A 20,340-nucleotide genomic window follows, 5' to 3' on the forward strand; every position below is an offset into this window, starting at 1 on the left:
GGTGGGAGGCTGGCACGATGACCCGTGCCGGGGCTCGTTAGGGCTGCTTCCTTCCGGACCTGACCCGGTTGGCGAGTGGCTCGTCCACCACCAACCTCCCGGCTTCCATATCGGCAATATCTGAAGCAAATGCAAGCCAAGCCGCCAAAAAACTGCTATCGATATAGAATACAACGCGAATCTGCCTACTGCCGAGGAGATTTTCTTGACCGATTTCACGCTCGACCAGCGCCTTGAGCACGACGGCATACCGATCGCCTCGATCGGCCTCTGCCAGATGCGCCTGATGAACGACCGCCGCTGGCCATGGCTGATCCTCATTCCGCAGCGCGCCGACGTCTCAGAGGTCTTCGAGCTCACGCCGCTCGATCAGACGATGCTGACCTTCGAGACGAACATGGTGGCGACCGCGCTCAAGAAGGTCACGGGAGCGGAGAAGATCAATATCGGGGCCCTCGGCAACATCGTCCGGCAGCTCCATGTGCATGTCATCGCCCGCCGAGACGGAGATCCGAACTGGCCGGGTCCGGTCTGGGGTTTCGGCAAGGCCGAGCCGTGGCCCGAAGACGAGCGTCAGGCATTCGCAGCACGTATTCTGGAAAATCTCTGAACATGACGAAAACGATTTTCGATCTTCACAGCCCCCATCCGGAGCCGAGCACCTTCGTCGCCTTCGCGGAAAACCATCTCGACCGGCAATCGGAGCATCGCGCCGACGATTGCGTCGAGAAGGCGCTCAAGCATCCGGGCGCGCATTTTCTCGCCTTTTCCGGCGCGAAGCTGATCGTCAAGCACGACGAGAAGATCATCGATCCGCTCTTTGCGCCCTATGAGCTCGCTGGCCTCGAGCCGACGATCGATGAGGCGATCCTGCTTGGGTTCCTGCCGAACGGCGAGCCGCGGCTCGCCGTGCCGTCCGGCTTGACCGAGGAGACCGTGCCGGAGCCCTTCAAGATCGCCGATGCGCGCATGCTCTACCGGCAGCAGATGCTGCCGGAGGAACTGCTCGGTCAGTTCGCCCAAGGGTCGAGCCTGGTCACCTGGAACGCCAACAATCGCTTCTGCGGCCGCTGCGGCGGGCCGATGGACGGCGCGGCCGGGGGCTACCGGCGCATCTGCACGGCCTGCGGCCACATGGTCTTCCCGCGCACCGATCCGGTGGTCATCATGCTGACGGTCGATATCGAGCGCGACCTCTGCCTGCTCGGCCGCAGCCCGCATTTCGCGCCGGGCATGTATTCCTGCCTTGCCGGCTTCGTCGAGCCCGGCGAGACCATCGAAAACGCCGTGCGCCGCGAGACGCAGGAGGAATCCGGCATCCGCATCGGCCGGGTGCGCTATCATGCCTCTCAGCCCTGGCCGCTGCCGCATTCGCTGATGATCGGCTGCTATGCCGAGGCGCGATCGACCGTCATCAGGCGCGACGAGCAGGAACTCGAGGACGTGCGCTGGTTCACCCGGGCGGAGACGGAAGCGATGCTGGAGCGCTCGACCGGGGTCGCCAATACGCCGGATGAGCACATCCCGCCGCCGAAGGGCGCAATCGCTCACCAGCTCATGCGCGACTGGCTGGCCTGGCCGGAGCGCAGCTGAGCGCGAAGGAGCAGGAAGCGGTGTCGCGATCGGAGCGGCTCATCGAGCTCATTCAGGTGAGGCACAGGACCAGCAAGAAAGACGCGCACACCCCGCGCGAAGTGCGGCGGAGTGTGGAAGACTTGACGCCGTGCATCCAACGGATGCGCGGCCACACATATATTAGCGGCCGTAGACGGCAGCCTGAATCTGGGAACGGGAAAGACCGATATCGCTCAGCGCGTGGTCGTCCAGAGCGTTCAGCTCGCGTACCGCACGGCGCAACTTTGCGTATTCCATGATCTTCTGACGGATCTTCATTTTTGACACTCCATTTTCTTTTTCTTGACGAAGGTCAAATAGGCATTTGCCTAAGATTTAAGTAGTTCCATGATTGCAGATTAGGCATGCGCTGGACGCGTAGCCGGTTAACGGCAGTCGCCGCATTCCGCGTTGCGTCGGCATGGCACTATCGCGAACCGCACATTGACGGGATTTGAGAGTGCTGCGCTGAACTTTGCTCGTCTGAGCAAGCTTCCCTCGCGCAATGCCTCTTGGCACCCCATGCAATGGGTCATCCTCGGGCTTGACCCGAGGATCCAGTCGCAAGCCCCGCTGCTGACTGCGATCCTGGCCAGCGTGACTTGGATCCTCGGGTCAAGCCCGAGGATGACGGAGGGGGAGGCTGGCGGCGGGTATGGCGAATCTTGAGAGAAGGTGCCGGGGACGATCTCCGCTTTCGGAGCGCGCAGCATCCAATGAACTCATGCGACTTGCCTCAAGACCGGCACAGATCTCTGGATCTGGCACTAAGCCAATCGCGCGGCATCATCCCGGCGCCGCCGCTCAGAGCACGCCACGCATCGGATGCGCCTTGTACGTCCCGAGAATGCGGACGTTCTCCGAGAAGAAGCGCAGCTCGTCCATAGCGTGGCGGACGCCCTCGTCGTCCGGATGGCCCTCGATATCCGCATAGAACTGCGTCGCCACGAACTTGCCGCCGAGCTGGTAGCTTTCGAGCTTCGTCATGTTGATGCCGTTGGTGGCAAAGCCGCCCATCGCCTTGTATAGGGCGGCCGGGATGTTGCGTACGTTGAAGACGAAGGTGGTGATGATCAGCTCGTCTTTCGACTTGCGCGTTGTCCGCTGATCCTCGCGCGACAGCACGACAAAACGCGTGACGTTGCTGTCGGTGTCCTCGACGTTCTCGGCGAGGATCTCCAGACCGTAGAGATCGGCGGCAAGCCGCGGGGCGAGCGCCGCCATCGAGCGGTCGCCGGTCTCGGCAACCAGCTTGGCGGCACCGGCCGTATCGCCCGCGACGATCGGCTTCCAGCGATTGGCGCGGACGATCTTGCGGCACTGGCCGAGCGCATGGATATGGCTGTGTACGGTGCGGATCTCATCGTGCTTGACGCCCGGAAGCACCATCAGCTGGAAGCGGATCGGCATGAAATATTCGCCGACGATGTGCAGGCGCGATTCGGGCAGCAGGTGGTGGATGTCGGCGACACGGCCGGCAATCGTGTTCTCGATCGGGATCATGCCGAGATCGGCATCGCCGTTCTCGACCGCCAGAAAGGCGTCCTCGAAGGTCTGGCAGGGCAAGGGTTCCATGGACGGGAACATGTCCCGGCAAGCCATGTCGGAATTGGCGCCGAAGTCGCCCTGGAAGGCAATCCTGTTGGTCTTGACGGTCACTTTGGCTTTCCTTTCAAGCCGAGAGTATGCGGCGGGCTTTCTCGAGGTCGGCCGGCGTGTCGACACCCAGCGGCACGGAATTGACGATCTCGACGTCGATGCGCATGCCGGCTTCGAGCGCCCGCAACTGTTCGAGCGATTCGCGCATTTCGAGCGTTGAAGGCTTGAGCGACACGAAGGTCTCGAGTGCCCTGCGCCGGTAGGCGTAGAGGCCGATATGATGGTAGAGCGGCCCGGCGCCATGCGGCGCCGTCGCGCGGGTGAAATAAAGGGCGCGCAGGCGGCTCTCCGACAGCGGCGAGCCGACCACCTTGACGACGTTGGGATTGGTCTTCTCGTGCTCGTCGGTGATTTCCACCGTCAGCGTGGCGATGTCGGTTGCCGCGTCTTCGAGCGGCTTCAGCGCCGCGCGGATCGGGCCGGGCTCGATGGTCGGCAGGTCGCCCTGGACATTGATGACGATCTCGGCCTCGCCATCCGGGTCGGCCTTCATGAGCGCCTCGTAGATCCGGTCGGAGCCGGACTGATGATCGACACGCGTCATGATTGCTTCGAAGCCGGCGTCGCGCACCGCCTCGAAGACTTGCCCGTCATCGACGGCGACGACGATCCGGCCGACATCGGCCTCCGCTGCGCGCCTGGCGACCTGGACAATCATCGGCAGTCCGCAGATGTCGGCAAGCGGCTTGCCCGGCAGGCGCGTCGACGCCATGCGCGCCGGAATGAGCACGAGGGCTTTGCCCGAATTTTCACGATTCATCATCTTGCCTTCAAAAACCCCGCAGAAAGTGTCAAAAGGTCTCACTTCGGGGTCGATAATCTCTGTTGCAACGCAGAGCCAAAAGACATAGGTTCCGCGCGATTTCAAGATGGGCCGGGTTTTTGTTTGCGCCGGTGGCAAAGGGAGCGTTTGCAGATGAATCCATATGTGAACATGGGTGTGGGTGCCTTGCTGGGTACGGTCTTCGTGCTGATGACCGTGTCCATTGCTTCTGAAGGCATTTTCCATTCCGAAGCTCCCGAGAAGGAAGGCTTTGCGATCGTCGCCGAGGAACCGGCGGGCGAAGCCGGTGCCGGCGCCGGCGAAGAAGCAAAGCCGGAGCCTATCGGCCCGCTGCTCGCCAAGGCCGACGCGAGCGCCGGCGAAGCCGTCTTCAAGAAATGCGCAAGCTGTCACACCATCGAGAAGGGCGGACCGAACAAGGTCGGCCCCAATCTCTGGAGCGTCGTCAACCGCCCGGTCGCCTCGCATGAGGGCTTCTCCTACTCGGCCGGCATGAAGACCTTTTCCGAAGGCGGCAAGGTCGTTTGGGACTACGATCACCTGAGCTACTTCCTCGAAGCGCCGAAGAAGCATGTGCCGGGCACGGCCATGGGCTTTGCCGGCCTGAAAAAGCCGGACGAGCGCGCCAACCTGCTCGCCTGGCTGCGCGAACAGGCGGACAGCCCGGCCCCGCTGCCGGCGGCGGATGCCACCGGCGCGACGGAAGCAGCCCCGGCGGCCGCCCCTGCCGACGGTGGACAGGCGGCAGCTCCCGCTCCGGCTCCGGCCCCGGCAAACTAAGCGCTCGATATTTCTCAAGGAGAGCCCGGTCACCGACCGGGCTTTTTCTATCCGATCAGACGCGGTCCCGGAGAAACGTCGGAAACCTTCGCGCCGATGCCGCGCCTATCGGATTTTTCCTCGGCGATGCTAATATCCCTGCAACTGACAATGTAACCAAATGCAATCCGATCCGACCAGGTCCCCTCTTCATGTGCGCGGGACGGCCGTTCGGAACGAAGGAGCGGACGATAGATGACCAGCGGCGGTAGAGACACTTTCCTCATCGAGACACATCCGAGCCCCATGGCAGCGGGCGAGCGCGAGGCCTTGCTGCAGAACCCGGGCTTCGGCCGCGTTCTCACCGATCACATGGCGACGATCCGTTATTCGGAGGGACGCGGCTGGCATGACGCCAGGATCGAGCCGCGGAAGGCTTTCGACCTCAGCCCGTCGACGGTGGTGCTGCACTACGCCCAGGAGATCTTCGAAGGCATGAAGGCCTATCGCCTGCCCGACGGCGGTGCAACACTGTTCCGGCCTGACGCCAATGCGCGCCGTTTCACGAACTCCGCCAATCGCCTGGCCATGGCTCCTCTGCCGGAAGAACTGTTCGTAGAATCCGTGCGCGCACTGGTCAGGACGGACCGCGACTGGATTCCGGCGGCCGAAGGTGCCTCGCTCTATCTCCGGCCGTTCATGATCGCCACGGAAGCGATCCTCGGCGTGAAGCCGTCGTCCGACTATCTCTATTGCGTCATCGCCTCGCCGGTTGGTTCCTACTTCAAGGGCGGCGCACCGGCGGTGACCCTCTGGGTCTCAGAGCATTACACGCGAGCCGCCCCCGGCGGCACCGGCGAGGCGAAATGCGGCGGCAACTATGCGGCAAGCCTCGCCGCACAGGCCGAAGCGACCCGCGAGGGTTGCGACCAGGTCGTCTTCCTCGATGCCGTCGAGAAACGCTGGATCGAGGAGCTCGGCGGCATGAACGTCTTTTTCGTCTTCGAAGACGGCTCGCTGCAGACGCCGCCGCTCACCGGCACGATCCTACCCGGCATCACCCGCGATTCGCTGATCACGCTTGCCCGCGACCTGGGGCCCGCGGTGCGCGAGGAGCCCTATTCAATCGACCAGTGGCAGGCGGACGCGGAGAGCGGCCGGCTGACCGAGGCCTTCGCTTGCGGCACTGCCGCGGTGGTCACGCCGATCGGCAAGGTGAAGGGCCGGACGCGCAGCTTCACAATCGGCGACGGCGGAGCCGGCCCGGTGGCCGGACGGCTGAAGACAGCGCTGCTCGACATCCAGAACGGCCGCGCGCCCGACCGGCACGGATGGCTGGATCGGCTGTTCTGAACTACGGCGCCGCGCGTCTTATCAGACGCGCAAAGGTCGCTTTAGCACTTTGATTGCGGCATGTTTTCTCGTCAGATCGGCTGCGATTTAGGCTCCAAGCCGCGACCGCATCGCCCTGACCGTTGCCGCATCGGTGCGGCGGCGTTCCGGCGGTGCGAACCCCATTTCGACCATTCGCCTGTCCTTGGCCGCATCACGAACGGAGCAGGATGAGTGGACTTCCGTCACGGCCAGCCTCGGTAGAAGCTGGCCGATCGTGTCGATGGTGACGCCGGAGCCAGGCATGATCGAGAGTCGTCCGGCGGCGAGTTCGACAAGCCGGGCCAGTGTGTCGACGGCTGCGGGTGCATTCCTTGCGCCACCAGAAGTCAGGATTCGCTCAAAGCCGAGGTCGACTGCAATTTCGATTGCCTCGGCGAAATCCGGCACCAGGTCGAAGGCGCGGTGCAGCGTCAGGCCAAGTCCAGCGGCGTGCCCGGTCAGTTCGCCGAGCGCCGGCGCGTCGAGCCGGCCGTCGGGAAGCGATGCTCCGAGCACGACGCCGGCGAGCCCCGCGGCACGCGCCGCTTCGATGTCGCGGCGCATGATGTCGAGTTCAGCGGTATGGAAGACGAAATCGCCGGGCCGCGGCCGGATCATCGCATAGGCCGGCACCGGCGCGCAGGCTGCAAGCGCCATCAGGCCGGCACTCGGGGTCAGCCCTCCGACCGCAAGCGCCGAGCAGAGTTCGATGCGGTCGGCGCCGCCCTCTATCGCAGCCGCCAGACCTTCAGCGTCGTCGACGCAGACCTCAAGCAGGATGGCGCTCATCAGCCTTTCCCTCCGAAGCCGAGGAGGGCCGCGCCGATCAGCCCCGGTTCCACCCGGCATTCGCCGCGCACCACCAGCGGTCTTTCAAAGCGGCGGAGGATGCGCCGACGCACCGCCACGTCGATCTCGGCCATGAGCGCCTCGGAATTGGAGAGGCCGCCGCCGACAGGCACGATCGTCGCGCCGGTAATGTTGATGACCAGCGCCAGCGGCGCGCTGACGAGGTCGACGAAAATGTCGATCGTCCGTAACGCCTCGGCCTCTCCGCCCTGCCAGGCCTCTATGATTTCGTGGCTGGCAAGCGTCCTGCGATGGAACGTCTCGTGCAGACGCTCCAGCCCGCGCGCGCCGCCGACGGTGTCGACGCAGCCGCGCTGGCCGCAGCCGCAGTCGAAGGTTGGGATGGCGATGGGCGGGTACCCGGCGGAGGACGCAGCGACCGGGCCATGCCCCCATTCGCCGGCAAAGCCGCCATCGGCGTTGATCAGCCTGCCATCCACCACCAGGCCGCCGCCGACGCCGGTGCCGAGGATCGCGCCGAAGACGATGCGGTGGCCGCGTCCGGCGCCGATGCCGGCTTCCGCCAGCGCGAAGCAATCGGCATCATTGGCGATGACGACCGGCAGGTGCAGCGCCGCCTCGAGTTCGGCGGCAAGTTCACGTCCGTCGATGCAGGGAATGTTGGCGCATTTGATCCGCCGTGTCTCAGGGTCGATGACGCCGGTGATCGAGATGGCAATCCGGTCGGGCAGTCCGCCCGCCTCGTCGAGCACCCCTTCCATGGCTTCGACGAAGCGACGGAAATCGTTGAGCGGCGTCGTTCGCCGGGGCAGCGGGAAGATCCGCTCCGGCGAATGGGTGATCGCTCCCTTGATCGCCGATCCGCCGATATCGAAGCAGACGATCATGCCTCGCCCCGGATCAGCGCCTCGAGGGCAAGCGCGGCGGAAAGCAGCCGATCGTCCTGGTGATGCGGGGCGGATAGAAGGAAGCCGACCGGCATGCCCGCCGCCCCCTTGCCGCAGGGAATCGAAACGCCGCAGAAGTCGAGGAAATTGCCGATCGACGTGTTGCGCAGCGTCCTGGCGTTGGTCTTGAAGAACAGATCGTCGTCGGCAAGCAGCGGGTCGACCGGCGGCGCAACATGCGGCACCGTCGGGTGCGCGATGAGTTCGCCGGGCTTGAGACTTTCGACCGTCTGGTGGATCAGCCGGTCGCGGGCATCGAGGATAGCGATATAGTCGCTGACGGTGATCTTCTCGCCAAGGCGCGTTCGGACGACGACGCGCGGGTCCATGCGGGCGGCATCCGGACCGCCAAGCCGCTCGCGGTGGAGTGCATAGGCCTCGGCATTCACCAGTGCGCCGTGGCGGGCAATCAGATCGAAGATCTCGGCGAAGCTCGGGAAGGCTTGCCGGCGCACCCGGGCCCCAGCCGCTTCCAGCCTCTTGATACCCGCCTCGAATGCCGCGACGACCTCGGTTTCCGCCTCGTCGAAGACGATCGTCTCAGGGATGACGACCGAGAGGTCGGCAAGCTCGGCACGGCGGATCACCGGTGCCGTCAGGCTGTGCATGGCGGCATCCGCCCAGACGGCGTCCTGCACGGTGTGGCAGAGGGGCCCGAGCGAATCGAGGCTCTGGGCGAGCGGAAAGACGCCTTTCATCGCGTATCGCCCGCGTGTCGCCTTGTAGCCGACAATGCCGGTCATGGCCGCCGGAATACGCACCGATCCGCCGGTGTCGGTGCCGATCGCCAACGGCACGAGTCCGGCGGCGACTGCCGCAGCGGAGCCGGAGGAGGAGCCGCCGGGGATCCGGTGCTGGTCTGTCGCCGCTGGATTGCGGGGCGTGCCGTAGTGAGGATTGATGCCGAGGCCGGAAAAGGCGAACTCGCTCATATTGGTGCGGCCGACGCTCACCATGCCGGCGCTGCCAAGTGCCGCGACCACCGCCGCGTCGGCAGAAGCCGGACCACTGTCCTTCAGCACGACGGAACCTGCGGTGGTGACGCTGCCCGCCGTATCGAAGAGATCCTTCCAGGCGACCGGCAGGCCGTCGAGCAGCCCGAGGGAGCGGCCGGCCCTGATCCGTTCGGAGGCCGCCCTGGCCTCCCGCTCGGCGCGACCGCGCGTCAGCCCGACGAAGATCGACTGGTCGGCATGGCTTTGGATCCGCGTCAAGGTATCGTCGATGAGCGCGACCGGATCCAATTGTCCCGATTGCACGAAAACGGCAAGGCTCGCGAGCGTCTTGTTGTGGGTCATGGCTTTCCCCTGGCCTGTCGTCGGGTCCGGCGTAGCGGACCGAGCTGTTTTTCCGCTTTAGCATATCGCCGTGCACCGCGTTTGCCAGCGTCAGATTCTTAGGTGCAATGCCAGAGAGCACGGCGCAAGTGCCTTGCCGACGCCCGTGCGGCTGCCTACATCGGTCCCTCTTGTCCTTTGCGGAGATCCATGATGATTCTCGACTCGGCGCGGCTCGCCCTCGCCAATCTCTTTGCTTCGGAGACACGTGTCGTTTTCTGGAAGGTCATCGGCCTCACGCTGCTGGCGCTCGTCGCGCTGTGGTTTGCGCTCCGCGAGCTGTTCGTCTGGCTTGCCCTGCCATGGATCGACGTGTTGATGCCCGGCACGCCCGAATGGGCCGGCTGGATCACTTTCGTGATCGGCATTTTCGCCAGCCTCGGCCTCGCTCTCGCTCTGGCGCTGCTGCTCGCCCCGGTGACGGCGCTGATCGCCGGCTTCTTCCTCGACGATGTCGCCGAGGTGGTCGAGAAGCGAGACTATCCGGCCGAGCCGCCGGGCACGCCCCTGCCGCTCGCCGAGGCGATGGTCAGCTCGGTGAAATTCCTCGGCGTCGTCATTCTCGGCAACATCGTCGCGCTCTTCCTGTTGCTCGTGCCCGGCGTCAACCTCATCGCCTTCTTCCTCGTCAACGGCTATCTGCTCGGGCGCGAATTCTTCGAATTCGCGGCGATGCGGCACCGCTCGCCGGCCGAGGCGCGGCTCTTCCGCGTCAAGCACCGCGCGACGGTGTTTCTCGCCGGCCTCGTCGTCGCGGCTTTCCTGGCCGTGCCGTTCATCAACCTGCTGACGCCGCTCTTTGCCGCCGGGATGATGGTGCATCTGCACAAGAGACTTTCGGCGCTCGACCCGGGCTTCTCGCCTGTTCGCGGCGTCGCGGCCGGAGCACGGGGCTGATCGCTTGACGCCGCCGTCAAGCTGGACAATCTGCGTGCGGAACTGAGGAAGAATTGGAGAAGCGCATGAGCGACATGGAGAGCCGGATCGTCCGTTTGGAAGAAACGGTGGCGCACCAGGCGAAGACCATCGAGGAGCTTTCCGACCAGCTCGCGGAACAGTGGAAGGCGGTCGAGCAGACGCGCGCCAAGCTCGACCAGCTGACCGAGCGTTTCCTCAGCCTCGAGGAACAGTCCCGCGAGGCGAACCCGGTGACACGGCCGCCGCATTATTGATGTGAGGCAGCAAAAAGCCGCCGGCTCGTCGAAAGCCGGCGGCTCAGCGTCAGGCCGTTTCGATCAGTACGGGCCGATCAGTACGGGCAGGTCTCGTCCGTCATGTAGTCGTGCACCTGCACCTTGCCGGAGATGATATCGGCCTTCACCTTCTCGACCGCATCGAGCATTTCCGGCGTGATCAGCGGCTTGTTGTGCTCGTCGAGCGCATAGCCGACGCCGTCTTCCTTGAGGCCGAGATTGGAAACGCCGAATTCGAACTTGTCGTCCTTGGCCGCCGTGAAGGCGTCGTAGACGGCGACGTCGACGCGCTTCAGCATCGAGGTCAGAACCTTGCCCGGCTGCAGCATGTTCTGGTTGGAGTCGACGCCGATGCCGAGCTTGCCCGCGTCGGCTGCCGCCTGCAATACGCCGACGCCGGTGCCGCCGGCGGCGTGATAGACGACGTCCGCGCCCTGGTCGATCTGCGACTTGGCGATCTCGCCGCCCTTGACCGGATCGTTCCAGGCGTCCGGCGTCGTGCCGGTATAGGCTTCGAGCACCTTGACGTCCCCGCCGGTCGACTTGGCGCCGCCGACATAGCCGCAGGCGAATTTGTGGATCAGCGGGATGTCCATTCCGCCGACGAAGCCGACGGTCTTCGACTTGGAGGCGAGCCCGGCGAGCACGCCGACGAGATAGGAGCCTTCCTGTTCCTTGAAGACGATCGATTTGACGTTCGGCTTTTCGACCACCATGTCGATGATCGCGAACTTGGTATCCGGATATTCCGCGGCGATCTTCTCGAGCGATGCGGCCCAGTTGAAGCCGGCCATGACGATCGGGCTATTGCCGTCGCTGGCGAAACGGCGCAGCGCCTGTTCGCGCTGGGCGTCGTTGGCGATCTCGAACTCGCGGTATTCGATGCCCGATTCGGCCTTGAACTTTTCGGCGCCGTTGAAGGCCGCTTCGTTGAAGGATTTGTCGAACTTGCCGCCGAGGTCGTAGATGATCGCCGGCTTGGTATCGGCGGCCAGCGCCGTCGCCGACATCATCGAGAAAGCAAAGAGACCGAGAATGGTTTTTTTCATCTTGCAGCCCTGTTGTCGCAAATGGATCTTTTTTCGGGTTTTCCGGCGGCGGGGATGAGCCGTGTCCGCGGAGCCCGCCCCTCTTCTGTTTAAGGCTTGGGTGGCCGCATCCTTGCACGGCTTCTTCAAAAAAACATCCAAAATTTTTCAGATGGTAAAAAAGCCGCCGCCCCGCTGCGGAGAGCCGGCGGCTGCGCAAGCCGGGCGAGTATTTCGCGTCAGCCGATCGGGCAGCTGACGCCGGTGCCGCGCAGGCCGCAATAGCCGCCCGGGTTCTTGGCGAGATATTGCTGGTGATAGTCCTCGGCGAAGTAGAAGGGCCCGGCGATCGCGATTTCCGTGGTGATCTCGCGACCATGGTTGAAGGCGTTCAGCGCCCTTTTGAAGGCGTTGCGCGCCGCATTCGCCTCGGCAAGCTGCTCCTCGTCGAATACATAGACGGCCGAGCGATAGGTCGTGCCGATATCGTTGCCCTGCCGCATGCCCTGGGTCGGATCGTGCTCCTCGAAGAAGGTCTTGAGCAGGCGGGCAAGCGTTACTTTCCCCGGGTCGTAGACGACGAGCACGACCTCGGCGTGGCCGGTCAGCCCCGTCGTCGTCTCCTGGTAGGTGGGGTTCGGCGTCAGCCCGCCGGAATAGCCGACGGCGGTCACGTGGACGCCGGGGATCTGCCAGAAGAGCCGCTCGGCGCCCCAGAAGCAGCCCATGCCGAAGAGCACCTTCTTCGTGCCGTCCGGATAGGGCCCCTTCAGCGGCCGGCCGGTGACGAAGTGCGTCGCAGCCGTCGGGATTTCCTCGGCACGGCCGGGAAGCGCAGTCTCGGCGTCGGGCAGGATGGTCTTCTTGTTGAACATGTCGATCAGAAACATCTGCGGCTCCTTTCGATGCACCGAAAGCGCTGAGCGGGCCGGGCCGCTTCAGGCCGCAAAGCGCCCGGCGGCCGGCTTCTTCCTGTATCCCGCCATCCACAGGAGGAGGGCGACGACGAGGAGCACTGCGAAGGCCGGCTGCATGAAGACCCAGTGCACGGCGGTTAGCCAGATGGCGGGTCCCGCGTCGGTTCGCTGCAGCGATTGCACCCAGTTGAGCGCGTCGGAGCCAAGCAGCCCGATCCCTTCGGCAAGCGGCGTCAGTACCGGCTCGGAGGCCGCCACCGACTGGATCGAATCAATCGTGCCCGCAAGCACGGCGGCCGTCAGCGCGACGAAGCTTGCAAACCGCAGCAAGAGCCGCATTCACCCTCCTTGGCCGGGTTCCGCCCCCTGCGCCCGTCGATCGTTTGGAGCCGTGTGCCTGCGGCGCCGAGCGTCACTTGGCGCAAGACCGATTCACGCCCGGCGCGTCCTGTGCAAAGAGATAGGCGCGCCGTCAGGCAAGCGCAATGGCCGACCGCGCCACAAGATCTCACGCAATGTCAACAATCTGTCAGAAACCAGTTGATCCGCCGCCAATCATCGGTATATATCGCGCCCGTCCGCCGGTTTTGCCGGCAGCACGGTGGAGTTCACTCCCCCATCCAGCCGGAGTGACCAACGGCTGCAGACGGATGGACAGGTGGCCGAGTGGTTGAAGGCGCACGCCTGGAACGCGTGTATACGTGAAAGCGTATCGAGGGTTCGAATCCCTCTCTGTCCGCCATTAGCTTCTCCCGAGACTTCCGATAACCACCTCTTACCATCGGCGCGACGTCGCTGAAGAGCGCGCTCGGGGTTGCGGTGAAAGGCAAGCAGCAGGCGACGTCGTTCGATCAGTTGGGCCATCTCACCCGTTCCGTTTTCCGTATAGCGTATGGGCAACCGCAAGTGGATTATTCGACGCTGCCGGAAAGAAATACAAGAAATCATCCCCACTATTGCTGAAACACGGCCTCCAATTCGCACAAACCTGATCGTGCTGAAGTGAGCTTCTTGCTATACTCTCAAGGGGGTTTCGTGATGCTGCTCGATCGAGAGGGTCCACTCGAGGCTTTGCGAAGAGCGGTGCGGAGCGCTGCGGTCGGGCATGGCAGCACCGTGCTGGTCGAAGGCGAAGCCGGGATCGGCAAGACCTCCCTCCTGCGGGAGTTCGCTGAGCACGCGGACAAGGGTTGCCGGACCCTGTGGGGCTGGTGCGAAGCGCTTTTCACCCCGTGCCCGCTCGGCCCTTTGCAGGACATGGGGCAATTGCTTGACCCGCGCGTGGCAGCCCTGCTCGATCAGGCGGCCCCGCCGGAGCGACTCTTTCCGGCACTGTTGAACATGCTCCAGCACGCCGGTGACGTGATCGTACTCATCTTCGAGGATGTGCATTGGGCCGACAACGCGACGCTCGACCTTGTGAAATACCTCGGCCGCCGCATCTCCTTGCTTCACACCGTGCTGGTGCTCAGTCTGCGTGCCGATGAAATCGACGCCGATCATCCCCTGACGCAGGTGCTCGGCGATCTGCCCTCGGCATCGGTGACCCGTATAGCGCTCGAACCGTTGTCTCCCGAAGCTGTGATGGTGTTGGCTGAGCAGGCCGGCCGCTGCGCCGCAGATCTCCATCGCGTTACGGAGGGCAACCCCTTTTTCGTTACCGAGCTTTTGGCAAGCGGCGAGGCCGAACCTGGGCGCGTGCCGGATTCCATACGCGATGCGGTCTGGACGCGCCTCTCCCGGCTGTCGGTAGGCGAACGTGAAGTGCTGGAGGTGATCAGCATCGTGCCAGGCAGCGTCGAGCCGTGGCTGATCCGGGCCCTGCTCGGTGTCGACGCCGAAGCATTGGTCGACCAATGCGTGACGCGCGGATTGTTGCGGCGCGATAATCAGGGCGCCCTGACGTTTCGCCATGAACTTGCCCGGCAGGCGACGCTCGACCGGCTGTCGCCGAGGCTTCAGAGGTCGCTCCATGCGAAGGCGGAGGCGGCGATATCGCAACTCCCCGCAGCACGCGCCTCTGCACTGCTTTCCCGACGGGTACATCACGCAGCCGGGGCCGACGACGGGGCGCGCGTGCTTGAGCTCGCGCCAAAAGCCGCGGCGCATGCGGCACGCCTGGGCGCCCACCGGGAGGCGGCCTCACATTTGGCGACGGCTATCAGATACGTCGCCCAAGCCACACCAGAATTGGCCGCACAGCTCTACGAGGACTGGGCCTACGAGGCGGGACTGGCGCTGCTCGTCTACGAGCCGGTGATTGACGCCCATCATCGTGCTATCGCGATTTGGCGCGAACTCGGACGCACCGACAAGATCGGTCCTAATCTGTGTAGGCTGTCGCGGCTGCACTGGCGCCGCGGCGAAGGCCAGCCGGCGGAGGAATACGCAGACCTGGCGGTGCGCGAAATGGAAAACCTGCCGCCTGGGCCCGAACTGGCGATGGCCTACAGCACGCGCTCTCAGCTTCATATGCTGCACTATCGCTTCGACGAAGCGATCGACTGGGGATTGCGCGCGATCGCGCTCGCCGACCAACTGGGCGAGATCGAAACGCGCATCCACGCTTTGAACAATGTCGGCACCGCCCTCTTTTTCGCCGACCGCCCGGGCGGGCGCGAGCGGCTGGAGGAAAGCCTGGCGCTGGCGCTCGAGCACGGATTTGACGACCATGCGGCGCGCGCCTGCACCAACTTCGCGGAGTGCGCGGTGATGTCAAAGGAATTTGTTCTGGCTGAACGCCTGTTGGCGGAAGGCATCGCGTTCGCCACAAGGAACGATCTCGATTCAGCGACACAATACCTGCTCGGGCGCCAGGCTCAGCTTCGCATGGAGCAGGGCCGCTTTCGCGAAGCCGAGATCATCGCGCAGGGCGTCATGCAGCTGGAACGCCTGCCGATGGTCATGCACCTACCGGCGCTTACTGTTCTGGGAAGGGTGCGGGTGCGAACGGGGGTGTCCGGTGGCCTGGACCTCCTCCAGCAGGCGCTCCAGGAGGGGGTGACGACCGGCGAGATCCAGCGGATCGTGCCGGTCCGCCTTGCGTTGGCCGAAGCAGCCTGGCTTGCCGAGGACCCAAGGGCGGGACAGGAGCAGCTGACTGCTCTGGCCGCGATGGATCTTGACAACTTCCGCATCTCGGACTTCGGCGAACTGGCAGTCTGGTGGCAGCGATCCGGTATGGCCCTGCCGCTACCGGCGCCGAAGGCGCAAATTCCCTTGCGTCGTGCCGCCGAACTCCGCGGCGATCCGCTGGAGGCGGCAAGGGAATGGGAGCGCCTGGGGCTTCCCTACGAAGCTGCGCTTGCTCTGATGCAGGTTCGCGGAGCCGATCCCGGGTCGGCACTGGCTCGCGCCGTCACGATTCTCGAGTCGTTGGGCGCGCGCCCCGCTGCGGCACTGGCGCGAAAGCAGGCGCAGCGCCTGGGTGTTGCAGGCCAGTTGCCGAAATCGCGCAGAGGGCCGTATGGAGCCGCCCGCCGTCACCCGCTTGGTTTAACGCTGCACGAACAGCAAGTGCTCGCCTTGATCGCCGCGGGCATGAGCAACAAGGAAGCCGCCCAGCGATTGTCTCGCTCGCCGCGCACGATCGAACATCAGGTTTCCGCCGTGCTCGGCAAATTCAACGCCGCCAACCGAATGGAAGTCCTGCTGCGGCTGCGGGGCGAGCCGTGGCTCCTGTCAGCCGCCGATGCACCGTTAACGTCGAAAAATAGGTAAGCTCGCGAAAATTAGGGAACCGGCCGCCGGAAATAGGGTGACCGTACCGATGTGTCTGAGCTGCTCCGCGCATAGGCTGGGCGTGTCACCAAGGGAACAGACCGCCTACAGCCTTGCGCGTACTATCAGACGTTAGACGAGGACGCGTCACTTCCGCATTTTGAATTGGGCAGTCGATGGTTCGCAGAGGAGGGACAGCGATGACGAGACGTTCTACCGCATTTGCAATGGCCTTGCTTGCCATGACAGGTATCGCCGCGGCGTCGGAACTGGCGCCGGGTAACGGCCACAGCATTCATCTCGGCCGCTTCGATGGTGCGGTGTATTACACGGTAGAGAAAGACGGCTACCGGGTAGTTGCGACCTTGGCCTCCGGAGCAGAAGCGCAGCCGATCCGCTTCGTGTCCACACTCGGACCGGGGGAGAAGCTGATGATCTCCGTGCCTCAAGCTGCCGACCAGCCGCCCGTCGACTTCGAGATCATGCGCGATGGCAAAGTCCTGCTCGTGCTGGAGCCAGGCGCTGCTCCGATCGACAGCATGGCGACCAGTGCCGTACTCGAGGAGTGACGGAGCTTGGCCCTTGCGGCATCTGGTTCTGTTCGCCGTCGTCGCCTGTGGCTTCGCGGTCGGTTCCGGAGGAACTTTGCAGGAAGCCGCGGCCGTTGACAAATCCTACAGAGTCGTCGATGGCACGGCCGATGCGCGGACCTACAACGGCTACCGGCGTTATCATGCCGGCTGCAACCATTGCCACGGTCCTGATGGAGTTGGCTCGACCTTTGCGTCGTCTCTCGTCGACCGGCCGCTCGATATCGAGGAGTTCAGGCGCGTCGTTCGCAACGGCCGGAGCAGTGGCGGGGCCTCAGTTATGAAGGGGTTCGCCAACGATCCCAATTTCGCTCCATATATCGACGACATTTATGCCTACCTGCAGGCTCGTTCAGAAGGCGCGCTCGGCCGCGGGCGGCCTAAAAGAGTGGAGCCGTAAGGCCGCTTCGACCATCGAGGCAAGTGCAGAACGCGCTCGCGGCAGCGGCTGCATCCTCCTCGAGGCGCCGCACCAGGTTCACATGCATTCACACTAGAGACATGGTTCGCACAAGCGGATGGCCGCATCCGGGTCGCGTGAACCCGTTTGAGCGCAACGCGCTTTTCGCTTCGGACCGAACAGGGAAGACGGATCGTCGGCCAGATGCCACGGGTCGCGTGACAGCGGCACCTGTCCGTGGCATAGGGGTGCCCGCAACCCCACCAGGCCGTCCCCCGCATGATCCGTATCGACAATATCAGCAAGTCCAGCAGTCACCGCATACTCTATATCGAAGCCTCCGCCGCCTTGAACCGCGGCGAAAGGATCGGGCTTGTCGGTCCGAACGGGGCCGGTAAGACGACGCTTTTCCGGATGATTACCGGCGAGGAACAGCCCGACGAGGGGCAGGTTTCCGTCGAGAAGGGCGTGACGATCGGCTATTTCGACCAGGATGTCGGCGAGATGGCAGGGCGGTCGGCGGTCGCCGAGGTGATGGAAGGGGCCGGCCCCGTCAGCGCCGTGGCGGCGGAGCTGCGGGCGCTCGAGGCGGCCATGTCGGATCCGGACCGCATGGACGAGATGGACGCGATCATCGATCGCTACGGCGAGGTGCAGGCACGCTACGAGGAACTTGACGGCTATGCGCTCGAGGGGCGCGCCCGCGAGGTGCTGGCCGGGCTCAGCTTCAGCCAGGAGATGATGGACGGCGACGTCGCCAAGCTCTCGGGCGGCTGGAAGATGCGCGTCGCGCTCGCCCGTATCCTCTTGATGCGCCCCGACGTCATGCTGCTCGACGAGCCGAGCAACCACCTCGATCTCGAGAGCCTGATCTGGCTCGAGGATTTCCTGAAAACCTATGACGGCGCGCTGCTGATGACCTCGCATGACCGCGAGTTCATGAACCGGATCGTCACCAGGATCATCGAGATCGATGGCGGCGCGCTGACGAGCTATTCCGGCGACTATGGTTTCTACGAGGAACAGCGGGCGCTGAACGAAAGGCAGCAGCAGGCCCAGTTCGAGCGCCAGCAGGCCATGCTCGCCAAGGAGATCAAGTTCATCGAGCGTTTCAAGGCCCGCGCCTCGCACGCGTCGCAGGTCCAGAGCCGCGTCAAGAAGCTCGAAAAGATCGACCGTGTCGAGCCGCCGCGCCGCCGCCAGACCGTCGCCTTCGAATTCCTGCCGGCGCCGCGGTCCGGGGAAGATGTGGTCAACCTCAGGAACGTCCACATGGCCTATGGCAGCCGGACGATCTATGGCGGTCTCGACTTCATGGTGCGCCGGCGCGAACGCTGGTGTATCATGGGCATCAACGGTGCCGGAAAGTCGACGCTGCTGAAGCTCGTCACCGGCACCGCGGCACCGGACCAGGGCAGCGTGACGCTCGGCGCCAGCGTCAAGCTCGGCTATTTCGCCCAGCATGCCATGGACCTGCTCGACGGCGACAGCACCATCCTTCAATGGCTGGAGGAGCGCTTTCCCAAGGCTGGACAGGCGCCGCTCCGGGCGCTCGCCGGCTGTTTCGGCTTTTCCGGCGACGACATCGAAAAGCGCTGCCGGGTGCTTTCCGGCGGCGAGAAGGCGCGGCTGGTGATGGCGGCGATGCTGTTCGACCCGCCGAACTTCCTCGTCCTCGACGAGCCGACCAACCACCTCGACCTCGACACGAAGGAAATGCTGATTAAGGCCCTTTCGGCCTACGAGGGCACCATGCTGTTCGTCTCGCACGACCGCCGTTTCCTGTCGGCGCTGTCCAACCGCGTCTTGGAGCTGACGCCCGACGGGATTCATCAATATGGCGGCGGCTACACCGAATATGTCGAGCGCACCGGGCAGGAGGCGCCGGGCCTGCGCGCATGACTGGTCGGAGACGCCGCAGCGCTCAGCCTTCCTCCGGAGGCTCGACCGGGTCCAGAATATCCGCCGCATCATACTTCGGCGAGCCGACCTTCCGGTCGATCGGCCACATGGTCATCAGCCCCGGCGGAAACGGCTTCATCAGATCGGACGGATCCGCTTCAGGCGAAAGCCAGCGCTCATAGTCCTCTCGGTGCAGGATCACCGGCATCCGGTCGTGGATGGTCGCGACCATCTCGTTCGCCGGACAGGTAATGACGCAGAAGGTGCGGATGTCCTCGTCGGTCTTCGGGTCGCGCCAGGTATCCCAGAGGCCGGCAAGCACGAAGGGCTCGCCGGACTTCATGGCGATCGCGTACGGCTGCTTGTTCTTGCCGGTGCTGTAGATGTCCTTCCACTCGAAGAAGCCGTCGACCGGGATCAGGCAGCGGCGCCGGCGATAGGCCTCCTTGAACAGGCCGACGGCCGAGATGCCCTCGCAGCGCGCATTGATCGGCGGCGGCCGGCCGGGCTGCGCCTTCGCAAAGCGCGGGATCAGCCCCCAGCGGGCGCTGACGAAGCTCGGGCCGAACACGTCCGGATCGCGGATCACCTCGGTGATGATGATCGGATAATAGAGCGAGGGGGCACCGTTATAGCGGGGGAACTGGTTGGCCATCCCCTCGACCGCCTCCCGTTCGGCGAAGGAGAATTCGCGCAATAGCCCGTCGAGATTGCTCTTGATGTAGACGCGTCCGCACATCCGCTTGCCCTCGCTCACCGCAAAGGTATCGCGGCGGTGCGCGACGTCAACGTCGGGTTCGCAGCCGAATTTGGGGCAATGACGGTGGCGCGCCGCTGCGGGCCTGATCAGGGTTCGACAAAGGCCTTGATGTTCTGGGCCTGGATCTCCCATCCCTTCTCGTTGTTGCAGGCCGCCTCCTCGCGCCGCTCCTCCGGCAGGGAGCCGAAACCCGATTCGGTGATCGTCAGATGCGTGCCCCTTGTCGTGGGTTTGAGGTGGAATTCGACGCGCGTCGAAGGCGAGTCCGCAATATCGGCATTCGGATCTTCGGTGTGCGGCCAGCGAAAGGCAAACAGCCGCGGCGCCTCCATCCGCTCCGTCACGGAGGTCCACTTGATGCCCTCGTGGCCGGGATAGGTGATTTCGCCGGTAGTGACCTGACCGACGACGAAGGGACCGTCGAGCTTGACGCGAAACCATTCGCCGAAGGCCTCATGATCGGTCAGCGCACGCCAGACTCTTTCGATCGGAGCTGCCAGTTCGATACGCTTTTCGATGCTGTCCTTCATAACTCGTCCTCCGCCA

At 64.3% G+C, this 20,340-nt stretch carries 21 protein-coding genes, 1 tRNA gene and 1 other RNA gene; 11 read left to right on the top strand and 12 right to left on the bottom strand.

The genetic code is table 11. From position 1 onward, the window contains the following. Window position 1: 1 nt before the first annotated feature. An RNA gene (gene ffs, locus AU381_RS10930) (signal recognition particle sRNA small type) lies at window positions 2-99 on the bottom strand. A gap of 106 nt (window positions 100-205) precedes the next feature. Between ffs and AU381_RS10935 the strand changes: the two genes are divergently transcribed. Beyond that, complete coding sequence (locus AU381_RS10935) at window positions 206-610, top strand: HIT domain-containing protein (RefSeq protein ID WP_156528570.1); 405 nt, start codon at window positions 206-208, stop codon at window positions 608-610. Window positions 611-612: 2 nt separating this feature from the next. After that, the gene (gene nudC, locus AU381_RS10940) at window positions 613-1,593 is read left to right on the top strand and encodes an NAD(+) diphosphatase (RefSeq protein ID WP_064241719.1); all 981 of its coding nucleotides are present in this window, start codon (window positions 613-615) and stop codon (window positions 1,591-1,593) included. A 162-nt stretch (window positions 1,594-1,755) separates the two neighbouring features. Here the strand turns inward: nudC and AU381_RS27705 are convergent, their stop codons facing one another. The 3 genes from AU381_RS27705 to AU381_RS10950 form a co-directional block, all read right to left on the bottom strand. Further along, on the bottom strand, window positions 1,756-1,893 hold the full coding sequence (locus AU381_RS27705; RefSeq protein ID WP_012710021.1) for a DUF1127 domain-containing protein: 138 nt from the start codon (window positions 1,891-1,893) through the stop codon (window positions 1,756-1,758). A gap of 525 nt (window positions 1,894-2,418) precedes the next feature. Further along, on the bottom strand, window positions 2,419-3,273 hold the full coding sequence (locus AU381_RS10945) for a prephenate dehydratase (protein WP_064241720.1): 855 nt from the start codon (window positions 3,271-3,273) through the stop codon (window positions 2,419-2,421). Window positions 3,274-3,286: 13 nt separating this feature from the next. Continuing rightward, a complete protein-coding gene (locus tag AU381_RS10950; protein ID WP_064241910.1) occupies window positions 3,287-4,033 on the bottom strand; it encodes a 3-deoxy-manno-octulosonate cytidylyltransferase in 747 nt (248 codons plus the stop codon). Between the two features lie 156 nt (window positions 4,034-4,189). On the opposite strand from AU381_RS10950, the gene AU381_RS10955 reads away from it, so the two are divergent. Together AU381_RS10955 and AU381_RS10960 are read left to right on the top strand one after the other, a co-directional pair. Next, entirely contained in the window at window positions 4,190-4,837 is a 648-nt protein-coding gene (locus tag AU381_RS10955) for a c-type cytochrome (RefSeq protein WP_064241721.1), read from the top strand. Between the two features lie 234 nt (window positions 4,838-5,071). After that, entirely contained in the window at window positions 5,072-6,169 is a 1,098-nt protein-coding gene (locus AU381_RS10960) for a branched-chain amino acid aminotransferase (RefSeq protein WP_064241722.1), read from the top strand. Between the two features lie 87 nt (window positions 6,170-6,256). On the opposite strand, the gene AU381_RS10965 is transcribed toward AU381_RS10960, so the two are convergent. Genes AU381_RS10965 through AU381_RS10975 form a run of 3 tightly spaced genes read right to left on the bottom strand, consistent with a single transcriptional unit; the run spans window position 6,257 to window position 9,245 of the window. Beyond that, on the bottom strand, window positions 6,257-6,979 hold the full coding sequence (locus AU381_RS10965; RefSeq protein ID WP_064241723.1) for a copper homeostasis protein CutC: 723 nt from the start codon (window positions 6,977-6,979) through the stop codon (window positions 6,257-6,259). Then, the gene (locus AU381_RS10970) at window positions 6,979-7,887 is read right to left on the bottom strand and encodes an ROK family protein (RefSeq protein WP_064241724.1); all 909 of its coding nucleotides are present in this window, start codon (window positions 7,885-7,887) and stop codon (window positions 6,979-6,981) included. Before AU381_RS10970 ends, AU381_RS10965 begins: the two co-directional genes overlap by 1 nt. After that, a complete protein-coding gene (locus tag AU381_RS10975; RefSeq protein WP_064241725.1) occupies window positions 7,884-9,245 on the bottom strand; it encodes an amidase in 1,362 nt (453 codons plus the stop codon). The genes AU381_RS10970 and AU381_RS10975 overlap by 4 nt, the downstream gene beginning before the upstream one ends. 192 nt (window positions 9,246-9,437) lie before the next feature. On the opposite strand from AU381_RS10975, the gene AU381_RS10980 reads away from it, so the two are divergent. Together AU381_RS10980 and AU381_RS10985 are read left to right on the top strand one after the other, a co-directional pair. Beyond that, window positions 9,438-10,181: a sulfate transporter family protein gene (locus tag AU381_RS10980; protein WP_064241911.1), complete on the top strand. Its 744-nt coding sequence runs from the start codon at window positions 9,438-9,440 to the stop codon at window positions 10,179-10,181. 65 nt (window positions 10,182-10,246) lie between these two features. Next, the gene (locus AU381_RS10985) at window positions 10,247-10,456 is read left to right on the top strand and encodes a SlyX family protein (RefSeq protein WP_064241726.1); all 210 of its coding nucleotides are present in this window, start codon (window positions 10,247-10,249) and stop codon (window positions 10,454-10,456) included. A 77-nt stretch (window positions 10,457-10,533) separates the two neighbouring features. On the opposite strand, the gene AU381_RS10990 is transcribed toward AU381_RS10985, so the two are convergent. The 3 genes from AU381_RS10990 to AU381_RS11000 all read right to left on the bottom strand — a co-directional run bounded on the left by AU381_RS10990 (window position 10,534) and on the right by AU381_RS11000 (window position 12,761). After that, window positions 10,534-11,526, bottom strand: a complete 993-nt coding sequence (locus AU381_RS10990) for a BMP family lipoprotein (RefSeq protein WP_064241727.1) — start codon at window positions 11,524-11,526, stop codon at window positions 10,534-10,536. A 218-nt stretch (window positions 11,527-11,744) separates the two neighbouring features. Then, window positions 11,745-12,395 carry a peptide-methionine (S)-S-oxide reductase MsrA gene (gene msrA / locus AU381_RS10995; RefSeq protein WP_064241728.1) on the bottom strand — a complete coding sequence of 217 codons (651 nt, stop codon included), beginning with the start codon at window positions 12,393-12,395 and terminating at the stop codon, window positions 11,745-11,747. Window positions 12,396-12,443: 48 nt separating this feature from the next. After that, window positions 12,444-12,761, bottom strand: coding sequence for a hypothetical protein (locus tag AU381_RS11000; protein WP_064241729.1), 318 nt, complete (start codon window positions 12,759-12,761; stop codon window positions 12,444-12,446). 313 nt (window positions 12,762-13,074) lie between these two features. On the opposite strand from AU381_RS11000, the gene AU381_RS11005 reads away from it, so the two are divergent. From AU381_RS11005 to abc-f, 5 genes are all read left to right on the top strand, one after another. Beyond that, window positions 13,075-13,164, top strand: a tRNA-Ser gene (locus AU381_RS11005). Between the two features lie 296 nt (window positions 13,165-13,460). After that, complete coding sequence (locus AU381_RS11010) at window positions 13,461-16,142, top strand: ATP-binding protein (protein WP_064241730.1); 2,682 nt, start codon at window positions 13,461-13,463, stop codon at window positions 16,140-16,142. Between the two features lie 200 nt (window positions 16,143-16,342). After that, window positions 16,343-16,711, top strand: coding sequence for a hypothetical protein (locus AU381_RS11015; RefSeq protein WP_064241731.1), 369 nt, complete (start codon window positions 16,343-16,345; stop codon window positions 16,709-16,711). Window positions 16,712-16,724: 13 nt separating this feature from the next. After that, window positions 16,725-17,132, top strand: coding sequence for a c-type cytochrome (locus tag AU381_RS11020; RefSeq protein ID WP_244520041.1), 408 nt, complete (start codon window positions 16,725-16,727; stop codon window positions 17,130-17,132). Between the two features lie 279 nt (window positions 17,133-17,411). Next, window positions 17,412-19,034 (top strand): ribosomal protection-like ABC-F family protein, encoded by a 1,623-nt coding sequence (gene abc-f, locus AU381_RS11025; protein ID WP_064241733.1) that lies wholly within the window; start codon window positions 17,412-17,414, stop codon window positions 19,032-19,034. 22 nt (window positions 19,035-19,056) lie between these two features. Here the strand turns inward: abc-f and AU381_RS11030 are convergent, their stop codons facing one another. Both AU381_RS11030 and AU381_RS11035 read right to left on the bottom strand, forming a co-directional pair. Then, the gene (locus tag AU381_RS11030) at window positions 19,057-19,773 is read right to left on the bottom strand and encodes an SOS response-associated peptidase (protein WP_064241734.1); all 717 of its coding nucleotides are present in this window, start codon (window positions 19,771-19,773) and stop codon (window positions 19,057-19,059) included. Window positions 19,774-19,880: 107 nt separating this feature from the next. Beyond that, the gene (locus AU381_RS11035) at window positions 19,881-20,324 is read right to left on the bottom strand and encodes an SRPBCC family protein (protein WP_064241735.1); all 444 of its coding nucleotides are present in this window, start codon (window positions 20,322-20,324) and stop codon (window positions 19,881-19,883) included. Window positions 20,325-20,340 lie beyond the last annotated feature (16 nt).

The sequence above is a fragment of the Sinorhizobium glycinis genome (assembly GCF_001651865.1).
Lineage (GTDB): Bacteria > Pseudomonadota > Alphaproteobacteria > Rhizobiales > Rhizobiaceae > Sinorhizobium > Sinorhizobium glycinis.